The organism is Streptococcus mitis SK575 (genome assembly GCF_000257865.1).
GTDB classification, from domain to species: domain Bacteria; phylum Bacillota; class Bacilli; order Lactobacillales; family Streptococcaceae; genus Streptococcus; species Streptococcus mitis_CQ.
In genome coordinates, this window is sequence record NZ_AICU01000086.1 from 49,204 (window position 1) to 71,677 (window position 22,474).

Annotated in this window: 23 protein-coding genes; 4 read left to right on the forward strand and 19 right to left on the reverse strand. The window is 39.8% G+C overall.

What is annotated here, in order from left to right:
• Nucleotides 1–4: 4 nt before the first annotated feature.
• The 4 genes from HMPREF1048_RS11670 to typA form a co-directional block, all read right to left on the reverse strand.
• On the reverse strand, nucleotides 5–1,063 hold the full coding sequence (locus HMPREF1048_RS11670) for a UDP-N-acetylglucosamine--N-acetylmuramyl-(pentapeptide) pyrophosphoryl-undecaprenol N-acetylglucosamine transferase (protein WP_000724818.1): 1,059 nt from the start codon (nucleotides 1,061–1,063) through the stop codon (nucleotides 5–7).
• A 1-nt stretch (nucleotide 1,064) separates the two neighbouring features.
• The gene (murD, locus tag HMPREF1048_RS11675) at nucleotides 1,065–2,417 is read right to left on the reverse strand and encodes a UDP-N-acetylmuramoyl-L-alanine--D-glutamate ligase (RefSeq protein WP_000863049.1); all 1,353 of its coding nucleotides are present in this window, start codon (nucleotides 2,415–2,417) and stop codon (nucleotides 1,065–1,067) included.
• A gap of 113 nt (nucleotides 2,418–2,530) precedes the next feature.
• Entirely contained in the window at nucleotides 2,531–2,785 is a 255-nt protein-coding gene (locus tag HMPREF1048_RS11680) for a DUF3165 family protein (RefSeq protein WP_000262671.1), read from the reverse strand.
• Nucleotides 2,786–2,804: 19 nt separating this feature from the next.
• Nucleotides 2,805–4,646, reverse strand: coding sequence for a translational GTPase TypA (gene typA, locus HMPREF1048_RS11685; protein WP_000164111.1), 1,842 nt, complete (start codon nucleotides 4,644–4,646; stop codon nucleotides 2,805–2,807).
• Nucleotides 4,647–4,807: 161 nt separating this feature from the next.
• On the opposite strand from typA, the gene HMPREF1048_RS11690 reads away from it, so the two are divergent.
• Nucleotides 4,808–5,533, forward strand: a complete 726-nt coding sequence (locus tag HMPREF1048_RS11690; RefSeq protein ID WP_001235027.1) for a 16S rRNA pseudouridine(516) synthase — start codon at nucleotides 4,808–4,810, stop codon at nucleotides 5,531–5,533.
• Nucleotides 5,534–5,566: 33 nt separating this feature from the next.
• On the opposite strand, the gene HMPREF1048_RS11695 is transcribed toward HMPREF1048_RS11690, so the two are convergent.
• Together HMPREF1048_RS11695 and HMPREF1048_RS11700 are read right to left on the reverse strand one after the other, a co-directional pair.
• Complete coding sequence (locus tag HMPREF1048_RS11695) at nucleotides 5,567–5,950, reverse strand: rhodanese-like domain-containing protein (protein WP_000259257.1); 384 nt, start codon at nucleotides 5,948–5,950, stop codon at nucleotides 5,567–5,569.
• A complete protein-coding gene (locus HMPREF1048_RS11700) occupies nucleotides 5,950–6,219 on the reverse strand; it encodes a YqgQ family protein (protein WP_000522399.1) in 270 nt (89 codons plus the stop codon). Before HMPREF1048_RS11700 ends, HMPREF1048_RS11695 begins: the two co-directional genes overlap by 1 nt.
• Before the next feature lie 63 nt (nucleotides 6,220–6,282).
• On the opposite strand from HMPREF1048_RS11700, the gene HMPREF1048_RS11705 reads away from it, so the two are divergent.
• Nucleotides 6,283–7,191 carry a LysR family transcriptional regulator gene (locus HMPREF1048_RS11705; protein WP_001222592.1) on the forward strand — a complete coding sequence of 303 codons (909 nt, stop codon included), beginning with the start codon at nucleotides 6,283–6,285 and terminating at the stop codon, nucleotides 7,189–7,191.
• Between the two features lie 104 nt (nucleotides 7,192–7,295).
• Here HMPREF1048_RS11705 and HMPREF1048_RS11710 read toward each other — a convergent pair whose 3' ends face one another.
• The 6 genes from HMPREF1048_RS11710 to HMPREF1048_RS13665 form a co-directional block, all read right to left on the reverse strand.
• Nucleotides 7,296–8,492, reverse strand: a complete 1,197-nt coding sequence (locus HMPREF1048_RS11710; RefSeq protein ID WP_004249311.1) for a hypothetical protein — start codon at nucleotides 8,490–8,492, stop codon at nucleotides 7,296–7,298.
• Between the two features lie 32 nt (nucleotides 8,493–8,524).
• Nucleotides 8,525–9,595 (reverse strand): hypothetical protein, encoded by a 1,071-nt coding sequence (locus HMPREF1048_RS11715; RefSeq protein ID WP_232616447.1) that lies wholly within the window; start codon nucleotides 9,593–9,595, stop codon nucleotides 8,525–8,527.
• An 83-nt stretch (nucleotides 9,596–9,678) separates the two neighbouring features.
• The gene (locus HMPREF1048_RS11720) at nucleotides 9,679–10,092 is read right to left on the reverse strand and encodes a hypothetical protein (RefSeq protein WP_000669444.1); all 414 of its coding nucleotides are present in this window, start codon (nucleotides 10,090–10,092) and stop codon (nucleotides 9,679–9,681) included.
• A gap of 73 nt (nucleotides 10,093–10,165) precedes the next feature.
• A complete protein-coding gene (locus HMPREF1048_RS11725) occupies nucleotides 10,166–10,540 on the reverse strand; it encodes a hypothetical protein (RefSeq protein WP_000432464.1) in 375 nt (124 codons plus the stop codon).
• Between the two features lie 16 nt (nucleotides 10,541–10,556).
• Complete coding sequence (locus HMPREF1048_RS11730; protein ID WP_000791276.1) at nucleotides 10,557–11,531, reverse strand: PspC-like choline-binding domain-containing protein; 975 nt, start codon at nucleotides 11,529–11,531, stop codon at nucleotides 10,557–10,559.
• A 24-nt stretch (nucleotides 11,532–11,555) separates the two neighbouring features.
• The gene (locus tag HMPREF1048_RS13665; protein WP_000734391.1) at nucleotides 11,556–14,468 is read right to left on the reverse strand and encodes an SEC10/PgrA surface exclusion domain-containing protein; all 2,913 of its coding nucleotides are present in this window, start codon (nucleotides 14,466–14,468) and stop codon (nucleotides 11,556–11,558) included.
• A gap of 273 nt (nucleotides 14,469–14,741) precedes the next feature.
• Here HMPREF1048_RS13665 and HMPREF1048_RS11740 point away from each other — a divergent pair, with 273 nt between their 5' ends.
• Complete coding sequence (locus tag HMPREF1048_RS11740; RefSeq protein WP_000429573.1) at nucleotides 14,742–15,647, forward strand: helix-turn-helix domain-containing protein; 906 nt, start codon at nucleotides 14,742–14,744, stop codon at nucleotides 15,645–15,647.
• Nucleotides 15,648–15,684: 37 nt separating this feature from the next.
• Here HMPREF1048_RS11740 and HMPREF1048_RS11745 read toward each other — a convergent pair whose 3' ends face one another.
• The 5 genes from HMPREF1048_RS11745 to miaA are packed head-to-tail and all read right to left on the reverse strand — an operon-like array spanning nucleotide 15,685 to nucleotide 20,136.
• A complete protein-coding gene (locus HMPREF1048_RS11745; protein WP_001259188.1) occupies nucleotides 15,685–16,440 on the reverse strand; it encodes an SDR family NAD(P)-dependent oxidoreductase in 756 nt (251 codons plus the stop codon).
• A 20-nt stretch (nucleotides 16,441–16,460) separates the two neighbouring features.
• A complete protein-coding gene (gene rnz / locus HMPREF1048_RS11750; RefSeq protein ID WP_000354339.1) occupies nucleotides 16,461–17,390 on the reverse strand; it encodes a ribonuclease Z in 930 nt (309 codons plus the stop codon).
• A 14-nt stretch (nucleotides 17,391–17,404) separates the two neighbouring features.
• Nucleotides 17,405–18,028: a hypothetical protein gene (locus HMPREF1048_RS11755; RefSeq protein ID WP_000129703.1), complete on the reverse strand. Its 624-nt coding sequence runs from the start codon at nucleotides 18,026–18,028 to the stop codon at nucleotides 17,405–17,407.
• Nucleotides 18,021–19,259 carry a GTPase HflX gene (gene hflX / locus HMPREF1048_RS11760; RefSeq protein ID WP_000567346.1) on the reverse strand — a complete coding sequence of 413 codons (1,239 nt, stop codon included), beginning with the start codon at nucleotides 19,257–19,259 and terminating at the stop codon, nucleotides 18,021–18,023. The genes HMPREF1048_RS11755 and hflX overlap by 8 nt, the downstream gene beginning before the upstream one ends.
• On the reverse strand, nucleotides 19,252–20,136 hold the full coding sequence (gene miaA, locus HMPREF1048_RS11765) for a tRNA (adenosine(37)-N6)-dimethylallyltransferase MiaA (RefSeq protein ID WP_000850170.1): 885 nt from the start codon (nucleotides 20,134–20,136) through the stop codon (nucleotides 19,252–19,254). Before miaA ends, hflX begins: the two co-directional genes overlap by 8 nt.
• Nucleotides 20,137–20,256: 120 nt before the next feature.
• Between miaA and HMPREF1048_RS11770 the strand changes: the two genes are divergently transcribed.
• Entirely contained in the window at nucleotides 20,257–20,427 is a 171-nt protein-coding gene (locus HMPREF1048_RS11770) for a DUF3042 family protein (protein ID WP_001051777.1), read from the forward strand.
• Between the two features lie 47 nt (nucleotides 20,428–20,474).
• On the opposite strand, the gene HMPREF1048_RS11775 is transcribed toward HMPREF1048_RS11770, so the two are convergent.
• A complete protein-coding gene (locus HMPREF1048_RS11775; RefSeq protein WP_000158618.1) occupies nucleotides 20,475–21,314 on the reverse strand; it encodes a thymidylate synthase in 840 nt (279 codons plus the stop codon).
• Between the two features lie 97 nt (nucleotides 21,315–21,411).
• Nucleotides 21,412–22,371 carry an ROK family glucokinase gene (locus HMPREF1048_RS11780; protein ID WP_000078564.1) on the reverse strand — a complete coding sequence of 320 codons (960 nt, stop codon included), beginning with the start codon at nucleotides 22,369–22,371 and terminating at the stop codon, nucleotides 21,412–21,414.
• Nucleotides 22,372–22,474 lie beyond the last annotated feature (103 nt).

Below are 22,474 nucleotides of genomic sequence, written 5' to 3' on the forward strand. Positions count from 1 at the left end.
TTCCTTATGATAAATCTTTTTTCAACAATTGATAAAAATCTGCTAGAGATTTCAATTCCTTTGAAGCCTTCATCTTAGCTTGGTAGTCTTCCTTGTGACTTAGTAAGTGAGAAAGCTTCTCTTCTAAACTGTCCAAGGTCAAATCGCTTTCTTGAAGCTCTTCTGCATAGCCTTTCTTAACAAAGTAGGCTGCGTTCTCAATCTGGTCTCCACGACTAGCTTCACGACCAAGCGGCACAATAACATGTAATTTTGCCATGGCCAAGAGCTCAAAAATCGTATTGGCACCACCCCGTGTCACAACAATATCAGCCAATTCCATTAAGGGTTGATAGAGACTGGTCACATAGTCAACACGAAAAAGATTTTGGCTCAACTCGTTCAGGCTAGAATCTCCAGTTAGATTGATAATATTGTAGCGCTCTGTCAGATCTTTCTTATGGTCTGTTACCAATTGGTTAAAGACACGAGCACCTGCTGAACCACCTACAAACAGTATAGTTGGTAATTGGGGATTAAAATGGGTTTGAATATCCACCAATTCATCGGGTTCTGGATTTTTTTGATCTGAAACCTTGGTCACTGCTCCCACATGCTCGACCTTAGACAAACTTGAAGCTTGCTCAAAGGTTGAATACATCTTAGTAGCAAATTTATAGGCAATTTTATTTGCCAAGCCCATAGACAGGTCAGATTCGTGAATAAAGACTGGCACTCCTGACACACGCGCAGCGATAACAGGCGGCACTGAGACAAAGCCTCCCTTTGAAAAAAGGGCCTGTGGACGAATTCGTAACATGATAAAGAGCGATTGGACGATTCCCCAGCCAACTTTGAAGACGTCCAGCATATTTTGCCAAGAGAAATAGCGACGCAATTTCCCAGTCGCAATGGAGTGGAAGGTGACATCCAAGCCTGACTTGAGGATTTCTTGGTGTTCAATACCACGTTTATCTCCGATATAGTGGACTTCCCAACCATCTTCGATGAACTTGGGCATTAACAAAAGATTGAGGGTCACGTGTCCAACCGTCCCCCCACCTGTAAAGACAATTTTTTTCATATTATTCTTTTAACTCCGCTACTGTGTCGATAAAGAGGTCGCCACGTACTTCAAAGTTAGCATACATATCCCAGCTGGCATTGGCAGGACTAAGAAGAACCACGTCTCCTTGAATCGCAAGCTCGTAGGCCTTGCGGGTCGCATCAGCAATATCAGTCGCATCCACATAAGCCACACCAGCCTTATCTGCTGCCCGTTTGACACGTTCTGCAGACTGACCGAGGATGACCATCTTCTTGAGTCCAGTAATGTCTGGAACCAATTCGTCGAACTCATTACCACGGTCTAAACCACCTGCAATCAAGATGACCTTGCTGTTGTCAAATCCTGACAAGGCTTTTTGGGTAGCCAAGATATTGGTTGATTTACTATCATTATAGAATTTGACACCCTTGATTTCATCCACAAATTGGAGACGGTGTTTGACACCACCAAAGGCTGAAAGAGTTTCTTTGATGGTTTTGTTATCCACACCACGAAGCTTGGCTACAGCAATCGTCGCAAGAGCATTTTCCACATTGTGGCTACCTGGAACTCCGATTTCGCTAGCTGCCATGACCACTTCTCCACGGAAGTAGAGCTGACCATCTTCCAAATAAGCTCCATCAACCTTTTCAAGTGTTGAGAATGGTACAACGGTAGCTTGTGTTTTAGTGGCCAATTCTTTTGCTAAGTCTTGGTTAAAGTTCAAGACAAGGAAATCAGCCGCTGTCATCTTGTTCTGGATATTCCACTTGGCTGCTACATATTCCTCAAAAGAACCATGATAATCGATATGAGTTGGCATGAGGTTGGTAATAACCGCAATCTCAGGATGGAATTCTTGAACGCCCATCAATTGGAAAGAAGAAAGTTCCATAACAAGCGTGTCCTTATCTGACGCAGTTTGGGCCACTTGACTAGCTGGATAGCCGATATTTCCTGATAAAAGGCCATGTTGACCAGCAGCAGTCAAAACGTCCCCAATCATAGTCGTTGTGGTTGTTTTTCCATTTGAACCTGTGATACCGATAATTGGCGCTTCTGAAATCAAGTAAGCCAATTCCACCTCAGTCAAGACTGGAATTCCCTTTGCCAAAGCCTTTTCAATCATGGGATTGCTGTATGGAATACCTGGATTTTTCACCATGAGGGCGAACTCTTCATCCAAGAGTTCCAAAGGATGACCGCCTGTGATAACCTTGATCCCTTCTTCCAGCAAACTTTGCGCAGCTGGATTGTCCTCGAATGGTTTCCCGTCATTTACTGTCACAATGGCACCTAGCTTATCCAACAAACGAGCTGCAGATTCACCAGACTTGGCCAAACCTAAAACAAGGACTTTCTTATTTTTAAATTGATCTATTACTTTCATGTCTCAAACTCCATTTCTACTCCTACTATTTTACCATTTTTATGGAAATAATTCTAAACGAAAATGCTCAGATTCAGCATTCTAACAAGCAAAAAGAGAGCCGAAACTCTCTTTTATCTTCTTTTACTTTTATGGACCGACATGAGGGTAATATCTCGCAAGCTAAAGTATGCTAGGAAGAGCATGGCGATTGCGATAAAAAATTCTGTCGGTAGCTGAAAGATTTGCAGAACTGACAACATCAGCAAAATCAAAAGTGCTACAAAAGCAAAGACGACAAGGACGATATTGACTGTCCCTTTAATGCTTTCTGGTGTCGCAAATACATAGAGTAGTAATAAGAGGAGTCCTATGATTAAATAAACCATCTTTATCTCTTTCTAGCTCTTATTCAGCTGATTTTTTCTTCTTGTTAGCTTTCTCACGCTCTGCCTTGTTAAGGATTTGTTTACGCAAACGGATAGACTCAGGCGTCACTTCCATGTACTCATCGTCATTCAAGAACTCAAGAGACTCTTCAAGTGTCAAGATACGAGGCGTCTTAATAACAGCTGTTTGGTCCTTAGTAGCTGAACGGACGTTGGTCATTTGTTTCGCCTTAGTGATGTTAACTGTCAAGTCATTTTCACGAGAGTTTTCACCGATAATCATTCCTTCATAAACCTCAGTACCTGGGTTGACAAAGATTGTTCCACGTTCTTCAATAGACATGATTGAGTAAGTTGTAGCCTTACCAGCATCGATAGAAACAAGGGCACCACGGTGACGTCCACCAATTTCCCCTGGAATCAATGGCAAGTATTGGTCGAAGGTATGGTTCATGATACCATAACCACGAGTCATTGACAAGAACTCAGTTGAGTATCCAATCAAACCACGCGCTGGAACAAGGAAGACCAAACGAGTTTGACCATTACCAGTTGAAATCATATCCAACATTTCACCCTTACGTTCAGAAAGGCTTTGGATAACAGACCCTTGGTATTCTTCTGGAGTGTCGATTTGAACACGTTCAAACGGCTCACATTTAACACCGTCGATTTCTTTTACGATAACCTCTGGACGAGATACTTGAAGTTCATATCCCTCACGACGCATTGTTTCGATAAGGATTGACAAGTGCAATTCTCCACGACCTGAAACTGTCCATTTATCTGGTGAATCAGTTGGGTCAACACGAAGGGAAACGTCTGTTTGCAATTCTGCCTGCAAACGTTCTTCTACCTTACGAGAAGTTACCCATTTACCTTCTTTACCAGCAAATGGTGAGTTGTTAACCAAGAAAGTCATTTGAAGAGTTGGCTCATCGATGTGTAGGATTGGAAGAGCTTCTACTGCATCTGTCGGAGTAATAGTTTCACCGACAAAGATATCTTCCATACCTGAAACGGCAATCAAGTCACCTGCTTTTGCTTCTTGGATTTCACGACGTTCCAAACCAAAGAAACCGAAGAGTTTAGTAACACGGAAGTTTTTAGTTGTGCCATCTAGTTTAGAAAGGGTAACTTGGTCCCCAACCTTAACAGTACCACGGAAGACACGACCGATACCGATACGTCCAACGAAATCATTGTAGTCCAAAAGTGACACTTGGAACTGCAAAGGCTCATCTGAGTTATCTACTGGAGCTGGGATATGGTCGATAATTGTGTCAAAGATTGGTGCCATAGTCGCTTCTTGGTCAGCTGGATCATCTGACAATGAAGAAGTTCCGTTGATCGCTGAAGCATACACCACTGGGAAATCAAGTTGGTCATCATCTGCACCAAGCTCGATGAAGAGTTCCAATACTTCGTCCACTACTTCTGCTGGACGAGCTGATGGTTTGTCAATTTTGTTAACAACCACAATTGGGACAAGGTCTTGTTCCAAAGCTTTTTTCAATACGAAACGAGTTTGTGGCATTGTTCCTTCGTAGGCATCTACGACCAAGACAACACCGTCAACCATTTTCATGATACGCTCAACTTCTCCACCGAAGTCCGCGTGTCCTGGTGTGTCCATGATATTGATACGAGTTCCGTTGTAGGCAACGGCTGTATTTTTAGCAAGGATGGTAATTCCACGCTCTTTTTCGATATCGTTTGAGTCCATAGCACGCTCTGCCAATTCAGTACGTGCATCAAGCGTTTCTGATTGTTTCAATAATTCGTCAACGAGGGTTGTTTTCCCGTGGTCAACGTGGGCGATAATCGCAATGTTACGGATATCTTCTCTTAATTTTGTCATGATTTCCTCTATAATATTCAAAATTTATTTTCTAACTGAACGATTATACCATAATTTCAGGTAAATAACATAACTCAAGCAAGTGTAAATGTTTTCACTCTGCTTTTCTTTTCACGTCAAGCCTTTTCAAAGCAGGCGACTTATGATAAGATAGGCACAGTATGCGTTTAGATAATTTATTAGCCCAAGAAAAAGTTAGCCGAAAGGCTATGAAGCAAGCCTTACTCAAAGGGGACATTCTCGTCGATGGTTGCCCAGCCCGCTCCCTAGCCCAAAATATCGATACAGGACTACAGGAACTCCTTTTTCAGGAACAAATCATTCAAGGCTATGAGCACACCTATCTTATGCTTCATAAGCCTGCTGGTGTCGTTACAGCCAACAAAGACAAGGAACTTCCAACCGTCATGGACTTGCTTCCGCCTGACATCCAGTCTGACAAGCTCTATGCTGTCGGCCGACTGGACCGAGATACGACGGGTCTCCTCCTCTTGACCGACAACGGTCCCTTGGGCTTTCAGCTCCTCCATCCCCAATATCATGTCGATAAAACTTATCGAGTTGAGGTCAATGGACTTCTAACACCTGACCATATCCAAGCCTTTCAAAAAGGAATTGTCTTTTTAGATGGCACTATCTGTAAACCTGCAAGACTAGAGATTCTATCTGCAAGTCCTTCCCTCAGTCAAGCCTCCATCACCATTTCAGAAGGAAAATTTCATCAGGTCAAGAAAATGTTCCTATCAGTTGGTGTCAAGGTGACATCCCTCAAACGCACCCATTTTGGACCTTGGAGCTTGGATGAGAATCTTCAAGCAGGAGACTATCGTCCCCTAAACTCAGAAGAATTGGCAAGCATTCGTGACTTTCTCAGAAAAAGTGGTTAAAAAATGAGCTCGGAAACATCCAAGCTCGTTTTCTTATTTCTCAACTTTAACTTTCCCTTTCCAAGAATCCAAACCATAAGAAAGGATATAAATCTCAGAAAAACCTTGTTTTTTCAAGTAAAGGGCCGCATTTGTCACACGTTGCGCACGTTGATTTTCGTAAAGAAGGACAGGTTTATCTTTACGAAGGGCTGCAAGACTAGTCTTCAACTGACTTGAAGGAATATTGCGAGCACCAAGGATATGTTTTCTGTGGAATTCTGCTGGATCGCGCAAATCAATCAATTGACCCGTACGAATCAAGGCTTCAAACTCCTCATTGTCTACAATTTTAGCCGCACGGCGAATACGAAGATAGTTAAAGCCCATCCATGCCAACATTGCTAGTATAAGTGCCCACAAAATCCAAGTAACCATTAGTTCTTTTCTCCATTTTTCTCAATATAATCCAATTCTAGCTTGTGCTCCCTGCGAAGAACTGCTTCTGCTTCTAGATAGTCTAATTTGTCCATCAACCCTGCATCGTAAATCCGAGAGAGTTCCAACTTCATCAGTTCAATATCATATAAGCGTTTTCCCATATAAACAATAATACCAAATCGTTTGAGGAATTGCTGCACATCATAGAATGTTTTCATAAGACTCATTCTAGCAAAATTTTGTCTTTTTTTCAAGAAGAGACCCACACAATGCTCCTGATTTTCCTATCTTCTTTGGCGATTCTGACGCAAGTGTGGTACAATAAAAACATGAGAATTCAACAATTACATTATATTATCAAAATCGTCGAAACCGGCTCCATGAATGAGGCAGCTAAGCAACTCTTTATCACTCAACCGAGTCTTTCCAACGCTGTGAGAGATTTGGAAAATGAAATGGGCATTGAAATCTTTATCCGCAATCCCAAGGGTATTACCTTGACCCGTGATGGGATGGAGTTCCTCTCTTATGCCCGTCAGGTTGTCGAGCAGACCCAGCTTCTGGAGGAACGCTATAAAAATCCTGTCGCCCACCGCGAACTCTTTAGCGTTTCGTCTCAACACTATGCCTTTGTGGTCAATGCCTTTGTTTCTCTGCTCAAGAAAAGTGATATGGAGAAATACGAGCTCTTCCTTCGTGAAACTCGGACTTGGGAGATTATTGACGACGTCAAGAACTTCCGTAGTGAGGTCGGTGTCCTATTTTTGAACAGCTACAACCGTGATGTTTTAACAAAAATGCTGGATGACAACCACCTCCTGGCACACCATCTCTTCACAGCGCAACCACATATCTTTGTCAGCAAGACCAACCCTCTGGCAAAGAAAGACAAGGTGAAACTATCTGATTTGGAAAACTTCCCTTACCTCAGCTATGACCAGGGGACGCACAATTCCTTCTACTTCTCAGAAGAGATTCTTTCTCAAGAGCACCACAAGAAATCCATTGTGGTTAGTGACCGTGCCACCCTCTTTAATCTCTTGATTGGTCTGGACGGATACACAATCGCAACAGGGATTTTGAACAGCAACCTCAACGGAGACAATATCGTTTCTATCCCACTGGACATTGATGACCCCATTGAGTTGGTCTATATCCAGCATGAGAAAACCAGCCTATCCAAGATGGGTGAACGCTTTATCGACTATCTCCTAGAAGAAGTCCAGTTTGATAGTTGAGAGTCACTCTAAATCGAATAACCTAAAAACCTCAAGAACTAGCTTTCAACCCTAGTTCTTGAGGTTTTTTATCTAATAGTAAATCATAAGGATTTTATAAAATCTTATTTTTTAAACAAAAATATAGCAAGGATTAAAACAAGAACGAGTCCAGCTCCTGCAACAATGGCAAACACTGGAATGTTTCCGAATAGTTTTTGTTCTGGCTTTATCTCCTCACTACTGTCTTGAGTTGATTCTGGCACTGTATCTCCTTGTTTCGCTACTTCTTGCTCTGATTTTTTCTCTATTTTCTTAGGACCATAATTTGGATTTACAAAAGTTGCGAGCATGGTGGGCTTAGAATAGTCTTCCTCTCCTTCTTTGACTAACCATGACGCATTATATAAATTCCGTCCTTCCAATACCAGCCCAAAATCAATTCGCTCACCAGGAAGCAAAACTGCTCCTAAACCTACACTAAAAAAGAAAGCTTCTCCGTCATTTTTCTCTTTTAAGACAATAAATCCGTTCTCACTCACTTTTTTTAGTCGAGATAATTTTCCTTTAATATCTCCATCTTTAAAGGTTCCAGTGTAGTTTCCATCTTCTCCTAAAATGAGTGATGAAGCTCTACCAGGTTTAGTACCATTATTAGGTTCTTTATTAATCCAAGTACCCACTAATTCGGATGGGAGAGGAATTTCATCACCAATTTTAGCATCAACAAGGGGCTTGGGCATAGGGGGATTAGGATCCATATTATCTCCAACAATCGGGAGATTTAGAGAAGTATATTCAATAGTTGAGGTATCTATTTTTGTTTTAGAATCAAGATTTAACTCGCTTAGATCACCTTCTCCTGCTCTAAATTCACCTTTTTTAATTAAACTTGCCTCCTTATTTTCTTTAGAAAGTTGGAACAATCTATATGACATAATCCCTGGAGCACTTTCGAACACCATAATACTACCATCTGTGTAGGTATCAATAACTGTCCCCATTCTAAGACTTGTATCCCAAAATCTATCAAATAATGGAGTGGGAGTATTACCATTCATATAATATACTTCAAACAGTTCCCATTTTTCACCATTGGTCAAACCGATTAATAATTCATCCGTCCCATTTTTGTCAATATCCTTCAAAGCGTAACCAAGTCTATTAATATTATTTTCAAATAGATGTTTACTCTCCCACTTCTCAGTGATTTGTGGCAATAGTTGGTTGTTGTCAGTACTGTCAGCTTGGGCTGAATTCACTAGTGAAAACAAACCACAAAGTAAACCCAGACAGGTCATCATGTTTATAATTTTCTTCATATTATTTCTAATTTTAATTTCACTTATATAAATCAATAAATATTATTTTGATGGTAATGATTATGCGTATGGTAATGATTTTCTTGAACATGTAAATTTCTCAAGTAATCAACTGCTTCTTCTGTATTTCTACGGATTCCATCTAACTGCTGTAATTGCAAAGTTTGAACATAATTGTTATATCTTAATGCTTGAAGCATTTTCTTAGTATCAATATATTGTTCCCTTTGTAACTGTAGCATTTCTTTCTGATAGTTCAACTGTAATTCTTTATATTTTGTTTCATCATATAAATTTACAAGTTCCTTCATATTATCAGCTTTGAAATTTTCTAAAGCTCCGATAAAAAATTCTATAGCTTCTATGAAATAGTAATCTTTGGGATACCATCCACTACCAAAAGCCACTAGAGCTCCTGCAGCTTCTTGCATCTCTATTTCACACTGCTGTTGCTCTTGCTTAATTTCTTGTTCATGTCTAATCTGTCTATCATAATCAGACTGTCTCATGCCTGAATTTTTAATGAGTTGTTTATTATCATCATCAATTAGCGTATTAATGAAATCAACCCATTTAGGATACCAAATTTTACCTAAAATAGAAGTTAAATAAAGCATTCCTAAGGCTATAATTGAAAAAAATATACCTTCAAATAAGTTAAAACTTATTAACCCTATTATTGCAAAAAATATTATCCTAAGAGGTGCAGCTAATAACATGACTAAAATAATCCCTGTCCATATATTTAACCATTTTTCTGTTTTTCGACGTATCTTTTTTTGAAGATAAAAAATTAAAATTGCTGTTGCTGCCAAATACATAACAAGTTCAAGAAGATTACCGTCACCAAACCAAAACATTAGTAGAAATTTAGCTAGATTTCCCAAAGCACCAAACAGAACTACATAAAATGATTGCCTCATCATTTTCTCTATTTTGTTAGATGAATTACTTTCTAATAAATTTTGTAATTGAGCTTGTATTTGCTTAGCTTTCCTTCTATCATTTTCTAACTTCATCTTATAGTTTTGCTTTTGATAAATATAATCTATACCTCTATGTAGATTATATAAATTTTCTAATAATACTGATTTTTCTTCCACTTCATTCTCCATCTTTTTTCTATTTTACTAAAAACCTGCCATTACTATCACATTCATCCCAACTACTACTGAAAGAAAGTTATTTAATGAATCTGTTTACTAGTAGTCTTATCACCTTTTATGACCATTATTGCTGCAAAAATATTTATCAAAACACAGACATAATATAGAATCGCTCCAAAACCTAAATCCGATCTTCCAACCAATTCTTTTGTTATTGAAAAATGAACAAAAATTCCAAATAAACTTACTAGAATAACTATAATAGATGTAATAATTTGAAGCACCCTTCCTTTTCCAATTACTAAAGACAATAAAAAAGTAATCACAAATGCACCATACCAAATCAAAAATAAATACCATAATGGTGCATCTAAATATTCTGAAACATGTTCACTTAATGGAGGTATAAACTGATTACCCGATGAAACAACTGGCAATAAGAAAGTAATCAATCCTACTAAACTAGCTATAGTTATTAATTTTTTAAATTTCATTCATATTCTCCCTATATACAATTTCTTACCCCAGTAACTTTTAGGGTACTGAGGTAAGCTTTTAATGTGTAGTCTATTTTACTCGGTTAAAGGTTTGATCTGGCTCTTGAAGATAAAGTTCCTTATCTTTTAACATATATTTTGTTTTTCCTAAATTTCTTCCTTTAGTGTCTGTGATTGTCAATTCTTTCTTTTGTTTATCAATTTTCACTAGTCTTTGTTCTTTGTCTCCGTCTGAATCCTCAGAGGTGACGGTCCCAGCATTTCCTTTAATCACCATGACTAAATGATCACGTTTTGTTAAAATTTCATAAGTTCCATCTAAGGGATCAGTCGTTAATTTCTTTATTCCAAAAATTAACACTAGTGCAATTACAACTAAACCTGCAATGCTCTCCTTACGTTTGGTTTCAAATAAGCTTTTTAATTTACCAATTACATTTTCCATATTGAACTCTAATTCCTTATTTTACCCACTTACCTGAGCCATCTACTTTGTAGCCATCTGGGGTACGTTCGTTGACTGCCATCTTACCATTCGATTTGAGGTAGTAGTCACCTACCCATTGGTTACGAGCATAGCTTCCTTCTGACGTTAGGTAATAGTAAGATTGGTAGCTACTATCATAAATCCACTCACTCTTGGCCATTTTACCATCTGATTTAAGGTAGTAACTTCCAGCCCAGGTATTACGTGCATAGCTACCCTCTGATGTCAAGTAATAGTATGATTTATAGTTATTGTCATAAATCCACTCGCTCTTAGCCATGTAGCCACCTGATTTGAGGTAATAACTTCCTGACCAAGCATTTTGAACAAAGTTACCTGAAGCATTTAGGTAGAAGTAAGAATTGTACTGAACATCAAAAATCCATTGATTGACTACTTTAACACCAACTTTATAGTAAGAAGAACCTGACCAACCAGTCTGACCTGAGTTAGAGCTAGTGGTTTGTTTTGGAGCTTCAGTAGCTTTGGGTGCTTCTACTTTCTTAATAGGATAGTATTCCTTATCTGATATTCTAAAAATTTCTGAACGTCCAAAATAACGTTTTCCAAAATCATCTACACTATATATATCTAAATAATAATTGCCATCCTCTACTAGAAGTAAATTAATACCCGACTGTAATCTATTCTTGCCATCAAATTTACCAAAATAATGCGATTCAGTCAAAGTTCCAGTACTCTCATTAACTATATCAAAATAGAGAGAAGTACTATCATTAACGTTGGAACTTCTTTGTAGGTCAACTAAAAGAGTAGCTGATGTAGAACCTCCCGCTGTCGGTATTAAGGTGATTTTCAAGGGATTTTGAGTATCCTTGACACTCATATCTGTTAAAGCATGAACCTCCATTGGTTTAGAAGTCATAAGACCCACTGATAACAACGAACCTGCTAATAAAGAACTAACTAATATTTTTTTATTTTTCATGATTTCAAATTCCTTTTCTCATCCTTATCCTACCCACTCACCGTTGGTATTGACTGTATAGCCATCTGGTGTAGTGGTGTTTACTGCTAAAGCTCCTGAACTATAGGCGTAGTACCATTTACCAGAAACTTTAAACCATCCTGTTGTCATAGCACCTGACTTGTCAAGATAGTACCATGAACCATTATCTTTTACCCATCCTGTAGCCATTGAGCCTGAGTTATTCAAGTAATACCATGTACCGTTATCTTTTATCCAACCTGTAGCTATTGATCCTGACTTGTTCAAGTAATACCATGTACCGTTATCTTTTACCCATCCTGTAGCCATTAAACCTGACTTGTTAAGGTAATACCATGTACCATTATCTTTTACCCATCCTGTAGCCATTGAACCTGAGTTGTTCAAGTAATACCATGAGCTACCAGTTTTGACCCAGCCAGTTTTCATCCAACCTGCGTGATCAAAGTAGTACCATTTATCCTTGATTTGTTCCCAACCGTTGGTTGTATATGAACCATCAGCATGTTTGTACCACCAACGACCAGATGATTCAATCCAGTTACCAGCTTGTGAGTCTTCTACTTTCTTGAGTTCTGTATCTGTTTTCTTCTTCGCTTGTTTCCCTGCAAGATACTCCAGATACCAATCTGATAAATTGTAGTCGTCCTTGCTTTCAGCCTTAACCAACTTATCAAACTCTTCTTTGATTTCAGCTAATTTAGCTTGTTCAGCTTTCAATTTGACTGTAACTGCGTCTAATTTATCTTGTGCCAATTTTGCAGCAAATTTTGCTTGAGTTAGTTTTGCTTCTAAATCTGCTACTTTTGCTTGCGCATCTGCAAGATTTTTGTCTGCGTTTAGATAAGCACTCAATTTTGTTGCAATTGCTTTCGCATCTGACACCAATTGGTCTTTTTCTTCATGTAGTTTCGCTTGTTCAGCTTGAAGAGCAGTCAACTTGTTTTCTTCAGCTTGCAATTTTGCTTGAACATTTGTAAGAGCAGTTTCAGCATCTTTTTGAGCAGTTTTGGCTGTAGCTAGTTCAGCTTTAGCTGTTTCAAGAGCAGTTTCTTTTTCTGCTTGGCTTCTTGAGAAGTTTTCAACAGCTGTTTCAGCAGTTTCTTTACGTTCTTGTGCATTTTTCAAAGCAAAGTTTGCCAATTGCAAGTTCTTTTCAGCAACTTCTGTTTGAAGTGGACTAGCTGTTTTGCTTGCCAATTCTTTTTCAGCTTCTGTTTTAGCTTCAAGTGCAGAAGCATATTTGCTTGAAGCAGCTGCCAATTCTGCTTTAGCGTTTTCAAGCGCAGTTTGAGCTTGGTTGTTTTGTTTTTGAGCTTCAGCTAGTTTTGCTTCAAGTTGGGCAAGGTCTTGGTTTAGGTTGATTTTGTGTTTACCATCGCTACCAAATGAGTTGACAAACCAACGTCTACCGTTAATGTTAGCAACAGTCATTGCAACACCACCACCGCTTAAGTTGTTAAAAGCGTGTCCCCAATTTGATTTGTCATCAAGGAATGAATATCTTTTAAAAGCATCTAACACAGTATATTTCAAATCAAGCATTGTTGTTGCACCATTACCACTGACAGTAGCCAAGTTTTCAGCACCATTATTTTCGGTAATGTGACCAGCAACAGATGGGTCAGTTCCACGAGCTTCATAGGCTTTTGCCATTTTCTTGCTATGTTCAAGAGTATCTTGAGCAACATAAGCTCGATATTCTTCTGGATATCCCATATTTTCTTGCAAAGCATTGATTAATTTAGCATAAAAATCACTGATTTCAACAATTTGGGCATCTGTTAAATTGTCAATATCCACTTTACGATTATCATCGTTTTGATTAAAATCAACTGTAAGAGCTTTATACATTTCAACTCCTAGTCTGAACATTAACTTTTTAGCTTTATCGTCATGTCTCCAGCTATTGCGAATATAATAACTCTTAGCATCTTTAAATGTAACATCGTTCTTATCAAGACCATAGTAAGCTTTTTCTTCATCTGTCAAATGGTGAACTGGATTTCCCATATGAATGACAGCTTCATCAGAGCGAGCTTTCTGTGCATCCAAAGCAGTTTGCGCTTCTTTTTCTTTAGACGCTGTAGCATCTGCTTTTTCTTGGATGGACTCAACTTTTGTTTTATCTGCGTCCATCATTTCTTTAGCTAGTTTCAAGGCGTTATTTTTGACATTCACATTGTTTGTAGCTTGTTTGATGGCTTCTGCGCGGTTGCTATCTGCTTTCTTAGCGGTTTCGACAGCTTTTGTTGCGCTTGAAATATTCGCATTTGCTTGTTCAATATCTTTTTCTGCTTGGTCAAGTGAGGCTTTTGCTTCACCAAGTCCTGAACCATTTAGCGCGTCTTCAGCTGATTTTACATTCGCTTCTTTAGCGGTTACTGTTTTATCAGCTTCAACTTTCTTACTTGTTGCGCTGGCAACGTTAGCTGTTTCAGTCGCTACAGTCTCAGTTTGTGCTTTAATTGCTTCAGTAGACGCTTCAGTTGCTTTTTGATTGGCATCTTGAGCTTTTACATTGGCGTCTTGTTTAGCTTTTGTAGCAGTGATATTTTCTTCTGTAGCATTTGCTTTAACAGCTTCCGCTGACTTCAAGTTCTCTTTAGCGCTTGTCAAAGCAGTTTCAGTAGTTGTAACAGCTTGGTTAGCAGAAGTAGCTTCAGCTTTTGCTGTTTCACTTTCAGCTTCAACTTGCTTAACAGTAGACGCTTGAGCATCAAGAGCAGGCTTGATATCAGAAGATTTCTTCACTTCTGGTTTTGTATCGGCTACAGGTTTTGAAACAAGAGCTGGTTCATTGACAGCAGTTGAATCAACTGCTGTTGTGTTAGTTGCTTCTTGAGCAAATGCAGTTCCACCAACAGACGCAAGCGCAATAGCTGTTGAAGTTGTGAGGGTTTTCAGTTTCTTCATCATTTTCTCCTTTAATGACTGATAGAATAGGATTGAGTGGTAAGTCAATCCTTGTTATACTAGTATAACAAGCTTACTTTATTTTCCATTCTTTCCCTTATCATACCATAATAGATATTTAAATTTTTCGGCATTTAAACTATAGTTTCAATGTTATTTAAAAAATCCAAAAATAGCATAGAATTCTAATATTTTGTAACTATAGTTTTCTTTTCTCTATTTTTTCTCTAAATTTTTGTATAATAGTTTTAGAAGTATGTAAGGAGATTATTTATGGAAAATCTATACCCATTTGGAGCTACATTTAAGTATCTGCGCGAAGCACGAGGACTCAGCCTAAAGGAAGCCGCCTCAGATATCGTATCACCACAGTTCCTAAGTCAATTTGAAAAAGGAGACAAAGGAATTTCACTTGAAAACTTTGCCAAACTGTTAATTGTTATCGGAGTGGAATGGAATGATTTTGTTCTAGCCTATGCAAATAAAGGTGGAGACTGCTTAGAATTACCTGCTATTGAATTTGGCAAGCATGTGGTCCATGAAGAAGATATTCTCACTTACATTGAAGAATACGAAAAATTATTTGATGTCTATCTAAAAGACAATTCACTTCAAGCAGAGATGATTTTTAAATCAATCAAATTAAGACATTATCCAACCATATCAAAGAGTCCAGAAACTGTTGCCAGAATTCAAAACATTATCAATCATTTAATGAAATCGGATGTCTTTAATAGTATCGAACTTGAAATTTATCGCGTCATCGTCAATCATTCTCCTATGGAACTTATTGACCATATGAGCAAACAATTACTACTTATGTACAAAGAAAGTGCTAATACTGACACCTACATCCGTATTTTAAATGCTCTCACTTTCTCCGTAAAATATTTCTCTGAACTGGGTTACTATCAAAAGGCTGATGATATTATTAAAAAAATTAAATCACTTCAGACCTTCGAACGAGGCTACCTGGCTATTCCCCTCATGTTCCTAGAAGTTGAACATGTTTACAATCAATTTAGATGGAATAAACCTGAGGCTATTCCCTTAGCAAAAAATTTATTTAATTATCTTCAAAGCGCAAAATTTATTGATCAGCAATACTACTCTAATTTTATCAACGCCTTCACTTATCATTGCCATGCATTAAATAAGACTGGAATTGATTTATTCTAATCATCAAAAAAGTTGCTCCATTTTAGGAACAACTTTTTTATTTATAATTAAAAGTTTCCCCTGCCAACTTATCAGCTAGCTTGGGAAAGAGACTATAAAACTTATGGGCTAGGTTCAATAAAACAGGAAGATTGAGTTCTCGTTTATTTTTTCCTATAATCTTGACAATCTTTTTAGCCACTGTATCTGGTTCTAGCAGGAAACGGTCAACAGATTTGAGATAGGTTCCATCTGGGTCGGCCTGGTCAAAAAATCCTGTACGGATTGGTCCTGGATTGACTGTTGTCACATAGATTCCATAGGGCATAAGTTCGAGGCGCAGAGCATTTGAAAAACCAATGGCCGCAAACTTGGTCGCTGAGTAGAGACTAGACTTACCAGTAGCGATTAAACCTGCCATGCTGATAATATTGATGATATGACCTTTTCGGCTTTCTTTCATTCGAGAAGCAATCAAGCGAGACAGATTCATTAGGGCAAAGGTATTGACCTCAAACATCTGATGAATATCTTGGTCAGAAATCTGGTCAAATTCTTCAAAAATCCCGTAACCAGCGTTGTTTATCAAAACATCAATCTCGCCATAGCGGAGATGAAGGTCTGCTACCAGAGTTTCTAAGGCTGAATCATCGGTAATATCGATTTCAATCAATTCTGCATGGGGATAGTTTCCGTAGAGTTGGGCTAATTTTTCCTTATTTCTACCAAGCAAGATGAGTTGGTCATTTTGCAAGAGTTTGACCATTTCTTGGGCTAGGCCACCGCTAGCTCCGGTAATGAGAATAGTACGCATACTTATCCTTTCTCAAGCTTTTAGATTTCCACTTCTTCCAAGTCTTTGACCACATGGACATTTTCAAAAACACTAGCAGCGTCTTTTTTGAGCTTACTGATATCTTTTGAGAGGAAACGGGCACTGATATGGTTGAGCAAGAGGCGTTTGGCACCTGCTTCTACTGCGACCTCCGCTGCCTGCATATTGGTTGAGTGACCATGGTTACGAGCAATTTTTTCATCACCCTTGCCATAAGTGGACTCATGAACAAGGACATCGGCATTGACAGCCAGACGCACACTGGCATCCGTTTTTCTAGTGTCTCCTAAAATAGTGATAATTTTACCTGGACGTGGAGCTGAGATATAGTCAGCTGCCTTGATTTCAGTACCGTCTTCAAGAACTACGTCTTGACCGTTTTTAATTTTTCCAAAAAGCGGGCCAAATGGGACACCAGCTGCCTTGAGTTTTTCAGCATCTAGCGTTCCTTCTAGGTCCTTTTGCATGACACGGTAACCAACACAGAAAATAGTATGATCCAACTCCTCTGCATACACCGTGAATTTATCGGTTTCAAGGATTTTCCCTAAAGAATCTTGGTCAAACTCATGAAAATGAATACGGTAAGGCAAACGAGAACCTGACACACGAAGACTGGTTAAAACAAATGACTTGATCCCTTGAGGTCCATAGATTTCCAAATCTGTCTGCTCTTCATTGGCTTGAAAGGCACGACTAGAAAGGAAACCTGGCAGGCCAAAGATGTGGTCTCCATGTAGGTGGGTAATAAAGATTTTGCTGACCTTACGTGGTCGAATTGTGGTCTCAAGAATGCGATTTTGCGTTCCTTCTCCACAGTCAAAGAGCCAAACTTCGTTAATCTCATCCAAGAGTTTCAGGGCGAGACTGGAGACATTGCGGGCTTTAGAGGGCTGACCAGCCCCCGTTCCTAAAAATTGAATATCCATTCGATACTTTCTAATTAATCAATATATAACATGGCTGTGCGGTTTTCCGATCGGAAATAGCGCTTGCCAGAAAAAGAAGTAGCTTCTTGCAGTAAATCCTCTTGGCTGTAGCCTTTGAGACGTTTACGACCATCAGCCAAGCTTTCAAAATCAGTCAAAGCTGTGAGACTATCCATACTAACAACTTCCTCATCTCCAACAGCCTTCATGTAAATCTTACCAGACTCTTCAAAGACCAGTTGATGGGGGAAAATTTGCGCAATCTCAAAGAGTAAGTCATCCGAGATCTTCTCCTTATTTTCAGAGAAAATTCGACCCAGTCCCTCACTTTCATAGCAAAAACCAAAAGATTTGCCAGATAGATTCAGACGAATAAAGGGCTTGTTTTCTATGGTGAAACTTGGATCAACATTGTAGAGATTCAGTTCTTGACTGAGTTTCGAAAAATAATCCGTCGCAGCCTCAGGACTCTTTTTTTGATATAGTTCTGCAAAGTAGGCATTGACCACGCTAGGCGGAGGGGTGATCAGTGCCAACTGCTCCTGCTCTGTCTTGCCAGCTAGAAGCTGATCCAGATAGACCTTATCCAGACTTGTATAGCCCCCATATTTTAGAGCCAACGTTTTAATATCAGTCATAAAATTCCTCTAACCTCCATTTATTTTTCTCGGAAATGTAGCCTGTAATTACTTCGCCGTCCTCCTGATAATCGCGTTCTTCAAGAATCGCAACACTTTCTAAATCGTGAATCTTGTAGGACTTTGAAAAAGACACGCGCAAGGTAAATCTCTCAAAAATCTCCTTGATTTTCTCTAAAAATAGTGCCTGCAAGTTCTCACGACTATCCTCAGACTTGGCAGAAATCAGGGAATAAGGCGTCTGAGTAGGTGTAAAATCCTCCACCAAATCCGCTTTATTATAAAGGGTCAGGCGAGGAATATCCTCCATGTCCAAGTCTTTCATGATGGAAAGGACCGTTTTTTCATGCTCTTCATGGTAAGGATTGCTGGCATCGATAACATGAACCAGAAGGTCCACATGCTTGCTTTCTTCCAAGGTTGACTTAAAACTGGACACCAACTCTGTCGGCAAATCTTGTATAAAGCCCACGGTATCTGTCAAAGTTACTTGGAGATTTCCCCCCAGATGGATACTCTTAGTCGTCGCATCCAAAGTCGCAAAAAGCTCGTCAGCCTCATACTGGGTCTTACTGGTCAAGGTGTTCATGATAGTTGACTTCCCAGCATTGGTATAACCAATCAAACCAATCTTAAAGGTGCTAGGCTCCAAACGTTTTTCTCTGACAGTCGCCCGATTTTTCTCAACCACCTTGAGCTGGCGCTCGATATCCGTGATTTGATTGCGAACGCTACGACGGTTCAGCTCCAGCTGGCTTTCACCAGGTCCACGAGAACCAATCCCCCCTGCCTGACGGCTGAGCATAATTCCCTGACCAACCAAGCGAGGCAAGAGATATTTGAGCTGGGCTAGGTGAACTTGAAGTTTGCCTTCATGGCTTCGAGCCCGCATGGCAAAGATATCCAGAATCAACTGCATACGGTCAATGACCTTAACACCCAGAACTTCTTCTAGATTGACATTTTGCCTTGGGGTCAGACGGTTGTTGACGATGACAGTGGTGATTTCTTCTGCATCCACCATAAGCGCAATTTTTTCCAACTTACCAGAGCCAATAAAGGTCTTGGAATCATACTTTTCACGCTTTTGCCTGTAGCTATCTACAACGACTGCCCCTGCCGTTTTCGCTAGACTGGCCAATTCTTCCATAGAGAGGTCAAAATTGTCCATGCCTTGCAATTCCACACCAATGAGCAGGACTCGCTCCTCTTTTTTCTCCGTATCAATCATCTAAAAACTCCTCTATCTGGCTAAAAATACGGGCTTGTAAACCAGACTTTCCGATCTGATAAAAGGTGACCTGCATGCGATTACGGAACCAGGTCAGCTGACGTTTGGCAAAACGACGGGTCGCCTGTTTGAGACTCTCACTGACTTCTTCCAAGGATTGCTCTCCACGGAAATAAGGAAAGAGTTCCTTGTATCCAATTCCTTTAGCAGCCTGTACATCAGGATAATGGTCAAAGAGCCACTTGGCCTCATCCAAAAGCCCAGCCTCAAACATCAGATCCACGCGGCGGTTAATGCGCTCGTAAAGTTGACTACGTTCATCATCCAAACAGATAATCAGTGGTTCATACAAGGTCTCTTGATTTTCCAAATCCTGACCAAAATGGGCAATTTCCAAGGCACGCATAGCACGACGACGATTAAACTGAGGAATTTCAAGGCCAGCTTGCTCCACCAGATGGGCTAATTTCTCATCTGTATAGGACTCCAAGCTAGCCCGATAGGCCAAAATCTCCTCATGAGGTGTCTCCCCACCCAGATGGTAGCCTTCTAACAAGCTCTGGATATACAGTCCAGTCCCACCAGCGATAATGGCTAGCTTGCCACGACTGTGAATATCCTCAATAGCCATCTTAGCTTCTGAAACAAAATCAAAAGCCGAGTAAGACTCGGTTACCTCTCTAACATCGATTAAATGATGAGGAACAGATGCCTGCTCTTCTGGACTAGCCTTAGCCGTCCCAATATCTAAACCTCGGTAAACCTGCTGACTATCACCGCTCACAACTTCCCCACCAAAGCGCTTGGCCACTTCAATGGCAAGAGCCGTTTTTCCAACAGCAGTCGGTCCAACAATCACAATTATTTTTGTTTTCATCTTTTTTCCTTGAAAAATTCCCATTTTTTCGTTACTATTATTATAACACAAAAAGGCCAGTCAGAAAAATGTGACCTCTTGAGGAGGCTGGCTGATTAAGAAGATAAAGGAGGAAGACTCATGGCTAAAGGATTCGCTAAAGGTCTTGTAACAGGTGTCGCAGGAACTGTCGCTGCACTTGCAGGTGCAGTATACGCATTTAAAAAGAAAGTGATTGAACCAGAAGAGCAAAAAGCAGCTTTCATCGAAGAAAACCGTAAAAAAGCAGCTCGCCGCCGCGTATCACGTTAAGAAACAAAAGAAGTTGGGATTATTCTCAACTTCTTTTTTCTATTCTTTTAAATAGCTAGGTCAAACTTCAACTGTGGCTTAACAGGGTCATAATCCACCAACTCAAAATCCTCTGCTTTAATATCAAAGAAATTGGTCTTATCTGGCACATTCAAGACCAAACGTGGTTGGCAGTTTGACGGTTCACGACGGAGCAATTCCTGAGCTTGTTCAAATTGATTGTCATAGATATGGAGGTTGTTGATAAAGTAGAAGAACTTCCCAACCTTCCAGCCGAAATGCTTGGCAATCATCATTTGAAGAGCCACATACTGCATAGCATTGATGTGGTGGGCTACTAGCATGTCATTCGAACGCTGAGTCAAGGTCGCATCCAGATAGATTTCTCCATCAACACGGCGGACATCAAACATGGTCTGAAAGGCGCATGGGAGTAGCCCATCTGTCTCCTCAAAAGCTTGATAATCCCAGAGAGAGATAATATTGCGGCGGTTCCAAGGGTTGGCTTCCAACTGTTTGAGAAGCTTATTGATAATGTCGTGTTTCTTAACAACAGCACCATAGCGCTCACCAATGGTTCCCGTATCCCCCACTTCCCAGTCATTCCAGTAGTGAACATTGTACTTGTTATTAAGCACTTCTAGGCTATTTGACTGGTCTTGGTAAATCCAGAGAACTTCTTTGATAGCTGATTTGATAGCGATAGGGCGTAAAGTTGTAATGGGGAATTCCCCTTTAGCCAAATCATACTCGGCAAAGGCACCCGTTACATACTTAGAGTTGGCAACTGTCCCATCCTTGTACTTGGGACGAGCCTGCTCAGAAAAGACACCGTCTTTGAGGATTCGTTCAATATTTTCTTTAAAAATCGTATCTGCTTTTGTCATTTACTCTCACCTCATTTATTGTCCTAACTAGTATAGCATAAAAAAAGAAAGGAGGAAAATCACTCGCTTCTAGAAAGCAATTTTCTCCTTTTTTATTTTATTGCAATACAAGTGATGCTGCTCCGATAACTCCAGCGTCATTTCCTAGAGTTGCAAGAGCTAGTTTAGTAGATGTGCGTACTTGTGGGAAAGTATTTTCATCGTAGACTTTTTGAACACCTTGTAGAAGGAATTCTCCTGCAGCCGACACACCACCACCGATGACGATTGTTGATGGGTTTAGGATTGAACCGATGTTAGCACAAGCGATTCCCAAGTAACGTGAGAAGTTACGGTAAACAATCAAAGCAAGGTCGTCTCCTTCTTTTGCAAGGTCAAAGACAGTCTTAGCAGTTACTTCTTCTCCGTTATCAATCAAGCGTTTCAAGGCTGCATCGCCTTCGTATTCATCAGCATAGCGACGAGTCAAGTTGACAATTCCTGTTGCTGAAGCAACTGTCTCAAGGCAACCTTTCTTACCGCAAGTACATGCAATTGGCTGGTCAAAGTCAACAGTGATGTGACCAAGCTCACCTGCTGCACCAGCAACACCGTGAAGCAATTTGCCTTCAGCGACGATACCGCCACCAACACCTGTACCGAGTGTCATAAAGACAACATCTGGTTGGTTATCACCAGCACCCATCCAGCGCTCACCAAGAGCTGCCACGTTGGCATCATTATCGATGAAGAATGGGATACCCAAGGCTTTTTCAATTTTCTCTTTAATTGGTTGAAGGGTTTTCCAGTTGAGGTTGTAGGCACCAATAACTGTTCCTTTTTCACGGTCAACCACACCTGGTGACCCCATTCCAATACCTTGAAAATCCGCTGCCACCAATCCAAGCAAGTCCAAACGATGTTGAATAGACTCAATCATATCATCAACGATATGGCTTCCCTCATCCAAAATATTAGTCTTGATAGACCATTTTTCTTGGATTTCTCCTGCTGTTGTCAAGATTGCAAATTTGATAGAAGTTCCACCAAGGTCAATCCCAATAATCTTTTGACTCATCATATTCTCCTTTTTCATTATGAATTAATTGAAAATGCTTACAGTACTAGTATAACAAAATTTAGTTAATCATGCAAAGGTTTGCATTAACTATCTGTACTTT

Bases quoted from the DNA above. Each gene is read 5' to 3' on its own strand.
- HMPREF1048_RS11745 (WP_001259188.1), bottom strand. From the start codon at position 16,440: ATGCGTACTATTCTCATTACCGGAGCTAGCGGTGGCCTAGCCCAAGAA.
- HMPREF1048_RS11780 (WP_000078564.1), bottom strand. From the start codon at position 22,371: ATGAGTCAAAAGATTATTGGGATTGACCTTGGTGGAACTTCTATCAAA.
- HMPREF1048_RS11705 (WP_001222592.1), top strand. From the start codon at position 6,283: ATGAGAATTCAACAATTACATTATATTATCAAAATCGTCGAAACCGGC.
- HMPREF1048_RS11670 (WP_000724818.1), bottom strand. From the start codon at position 1,063: ATGAAAAAAATTGTCTTTACAGGTGGGGGGACGGTTGGACACGTGACC.
- HMPREF1048_RS11725 (WP_000432464.1), bottom strand. From the start codon at position 10,540: ATGGAAAATGTAATTGGTAAATTAAAAAGCTTATTTGAAACCAAACGT.
- HMPREF1048_RS11770 (WP_001051777.1), top strand. From the start codon at position 20,257: ATGGCTAAAGGATTCGCTAAAGGTCTTGTAACAGGTGTCGCAGGAACT.
- HMPREF1048_RS11720 (WP_000669444.1), bottom strand. From the start codon at position 10,092: ATGAAATTTAAAAAATTAATAACTATAGCTAGTTTAGTAGGATTGATT.
- HMPREF1048_RS11695 (WP_000259257.1), bottom strand. From the start codon at position 5,950: ATGGTTACTTGGATTTTGTGGGCACTTATACTAGCAATGTTGGCATGG.
- HMPREF1048_RS13665 (WP_000734391.1), bottom strand. From the start codon at position 14,468: ATGAAGAAACTGAAAACCCTCACAACTTCAACAGCTATTGCGCTTGCG.
- HMPREF1048_RS11755 (WP_000129703.1), bottom strand. From the start codon at position 18,028: ATGACTGATATTAAAACGTTGGCTCTAAAATATGGGGGCTATACAAGT.
- murD (WP_000863049.1), bottom strand. From the start codon at position 2,417: ATGAAAGTAATAGATCAATTTAAAAATAAGAAAGTCCTTGTTTTAGGT.
- miaA (WP_000850170.1), bottom strand. From the start codon at position 20,136: ATGAAAACAAAAATAATTGTGATTGTTGGACCGACTGCTGTTGGAAAA.
- typA (WP_000164111.1), bottom strand. From the start codon at position 4,646: ATGACAAAATTAAGAGAAGATATCCGTAACATTGCGATTATCGCCCAC.
- HMPREF1048_RS11775 (WP_000158618.1), bottom strand. From the start codon at position 21,314: ATGACAAAAGCAGATACGATTTTTAAAGAAAATATTGAACGAATCCTC.
- HMPREF1048_RS11710 (WP_004249311.1), bottom strand. From the start codon at position 8,492: ATGAAGAAAATTATAAACATGATGACCTGTCTGGGTTTACTTTGTGGT.
- HMPREF1048_RS11680 (WP_000262671.1), bottom strand. From the start codon at position 2,785: ATGGTTTATTTAATCATAGGACTCCTCTTATTACTACTCTATGTATTT.
- rnz (WP_000354339.1), bottom strand. From the start codon at position 17,390: ATGGATATTCAATTTTTAGGAACGGGGGCTGGTCAGCCCTCTAAAGCC.
- HMPREF1048_RS11730 (WP_000791276.1), bottom strand. From the start codon at position 11,531: ATGAAAAATAAAAAAATATTAGTTAGTTCTTTATTAGCAGGTTCGTTG.
- hflX (WP_000567346.1), bottom strand. From the start codon at position 19,259: ATGATTGATACGGAGAAAAAAGAGGAGCGAGTCCTGCTCATTGGTGTG.
- HMPREF1048_RS11690 (WP_001235027.1), top strand. From the start codon at position 4,808: ATGCGTTTAGATAATTTATTAGCCCAAGAAAAAGTTAGCCGAAAGGCT.
- HMPREF1048_RS11740 (WP_000429573.1), top strand. From the start codon at position 14,742: ATGGAAAATCTATACCCATTTGGAGCTACATTTAAGTATCTGCGCGAA.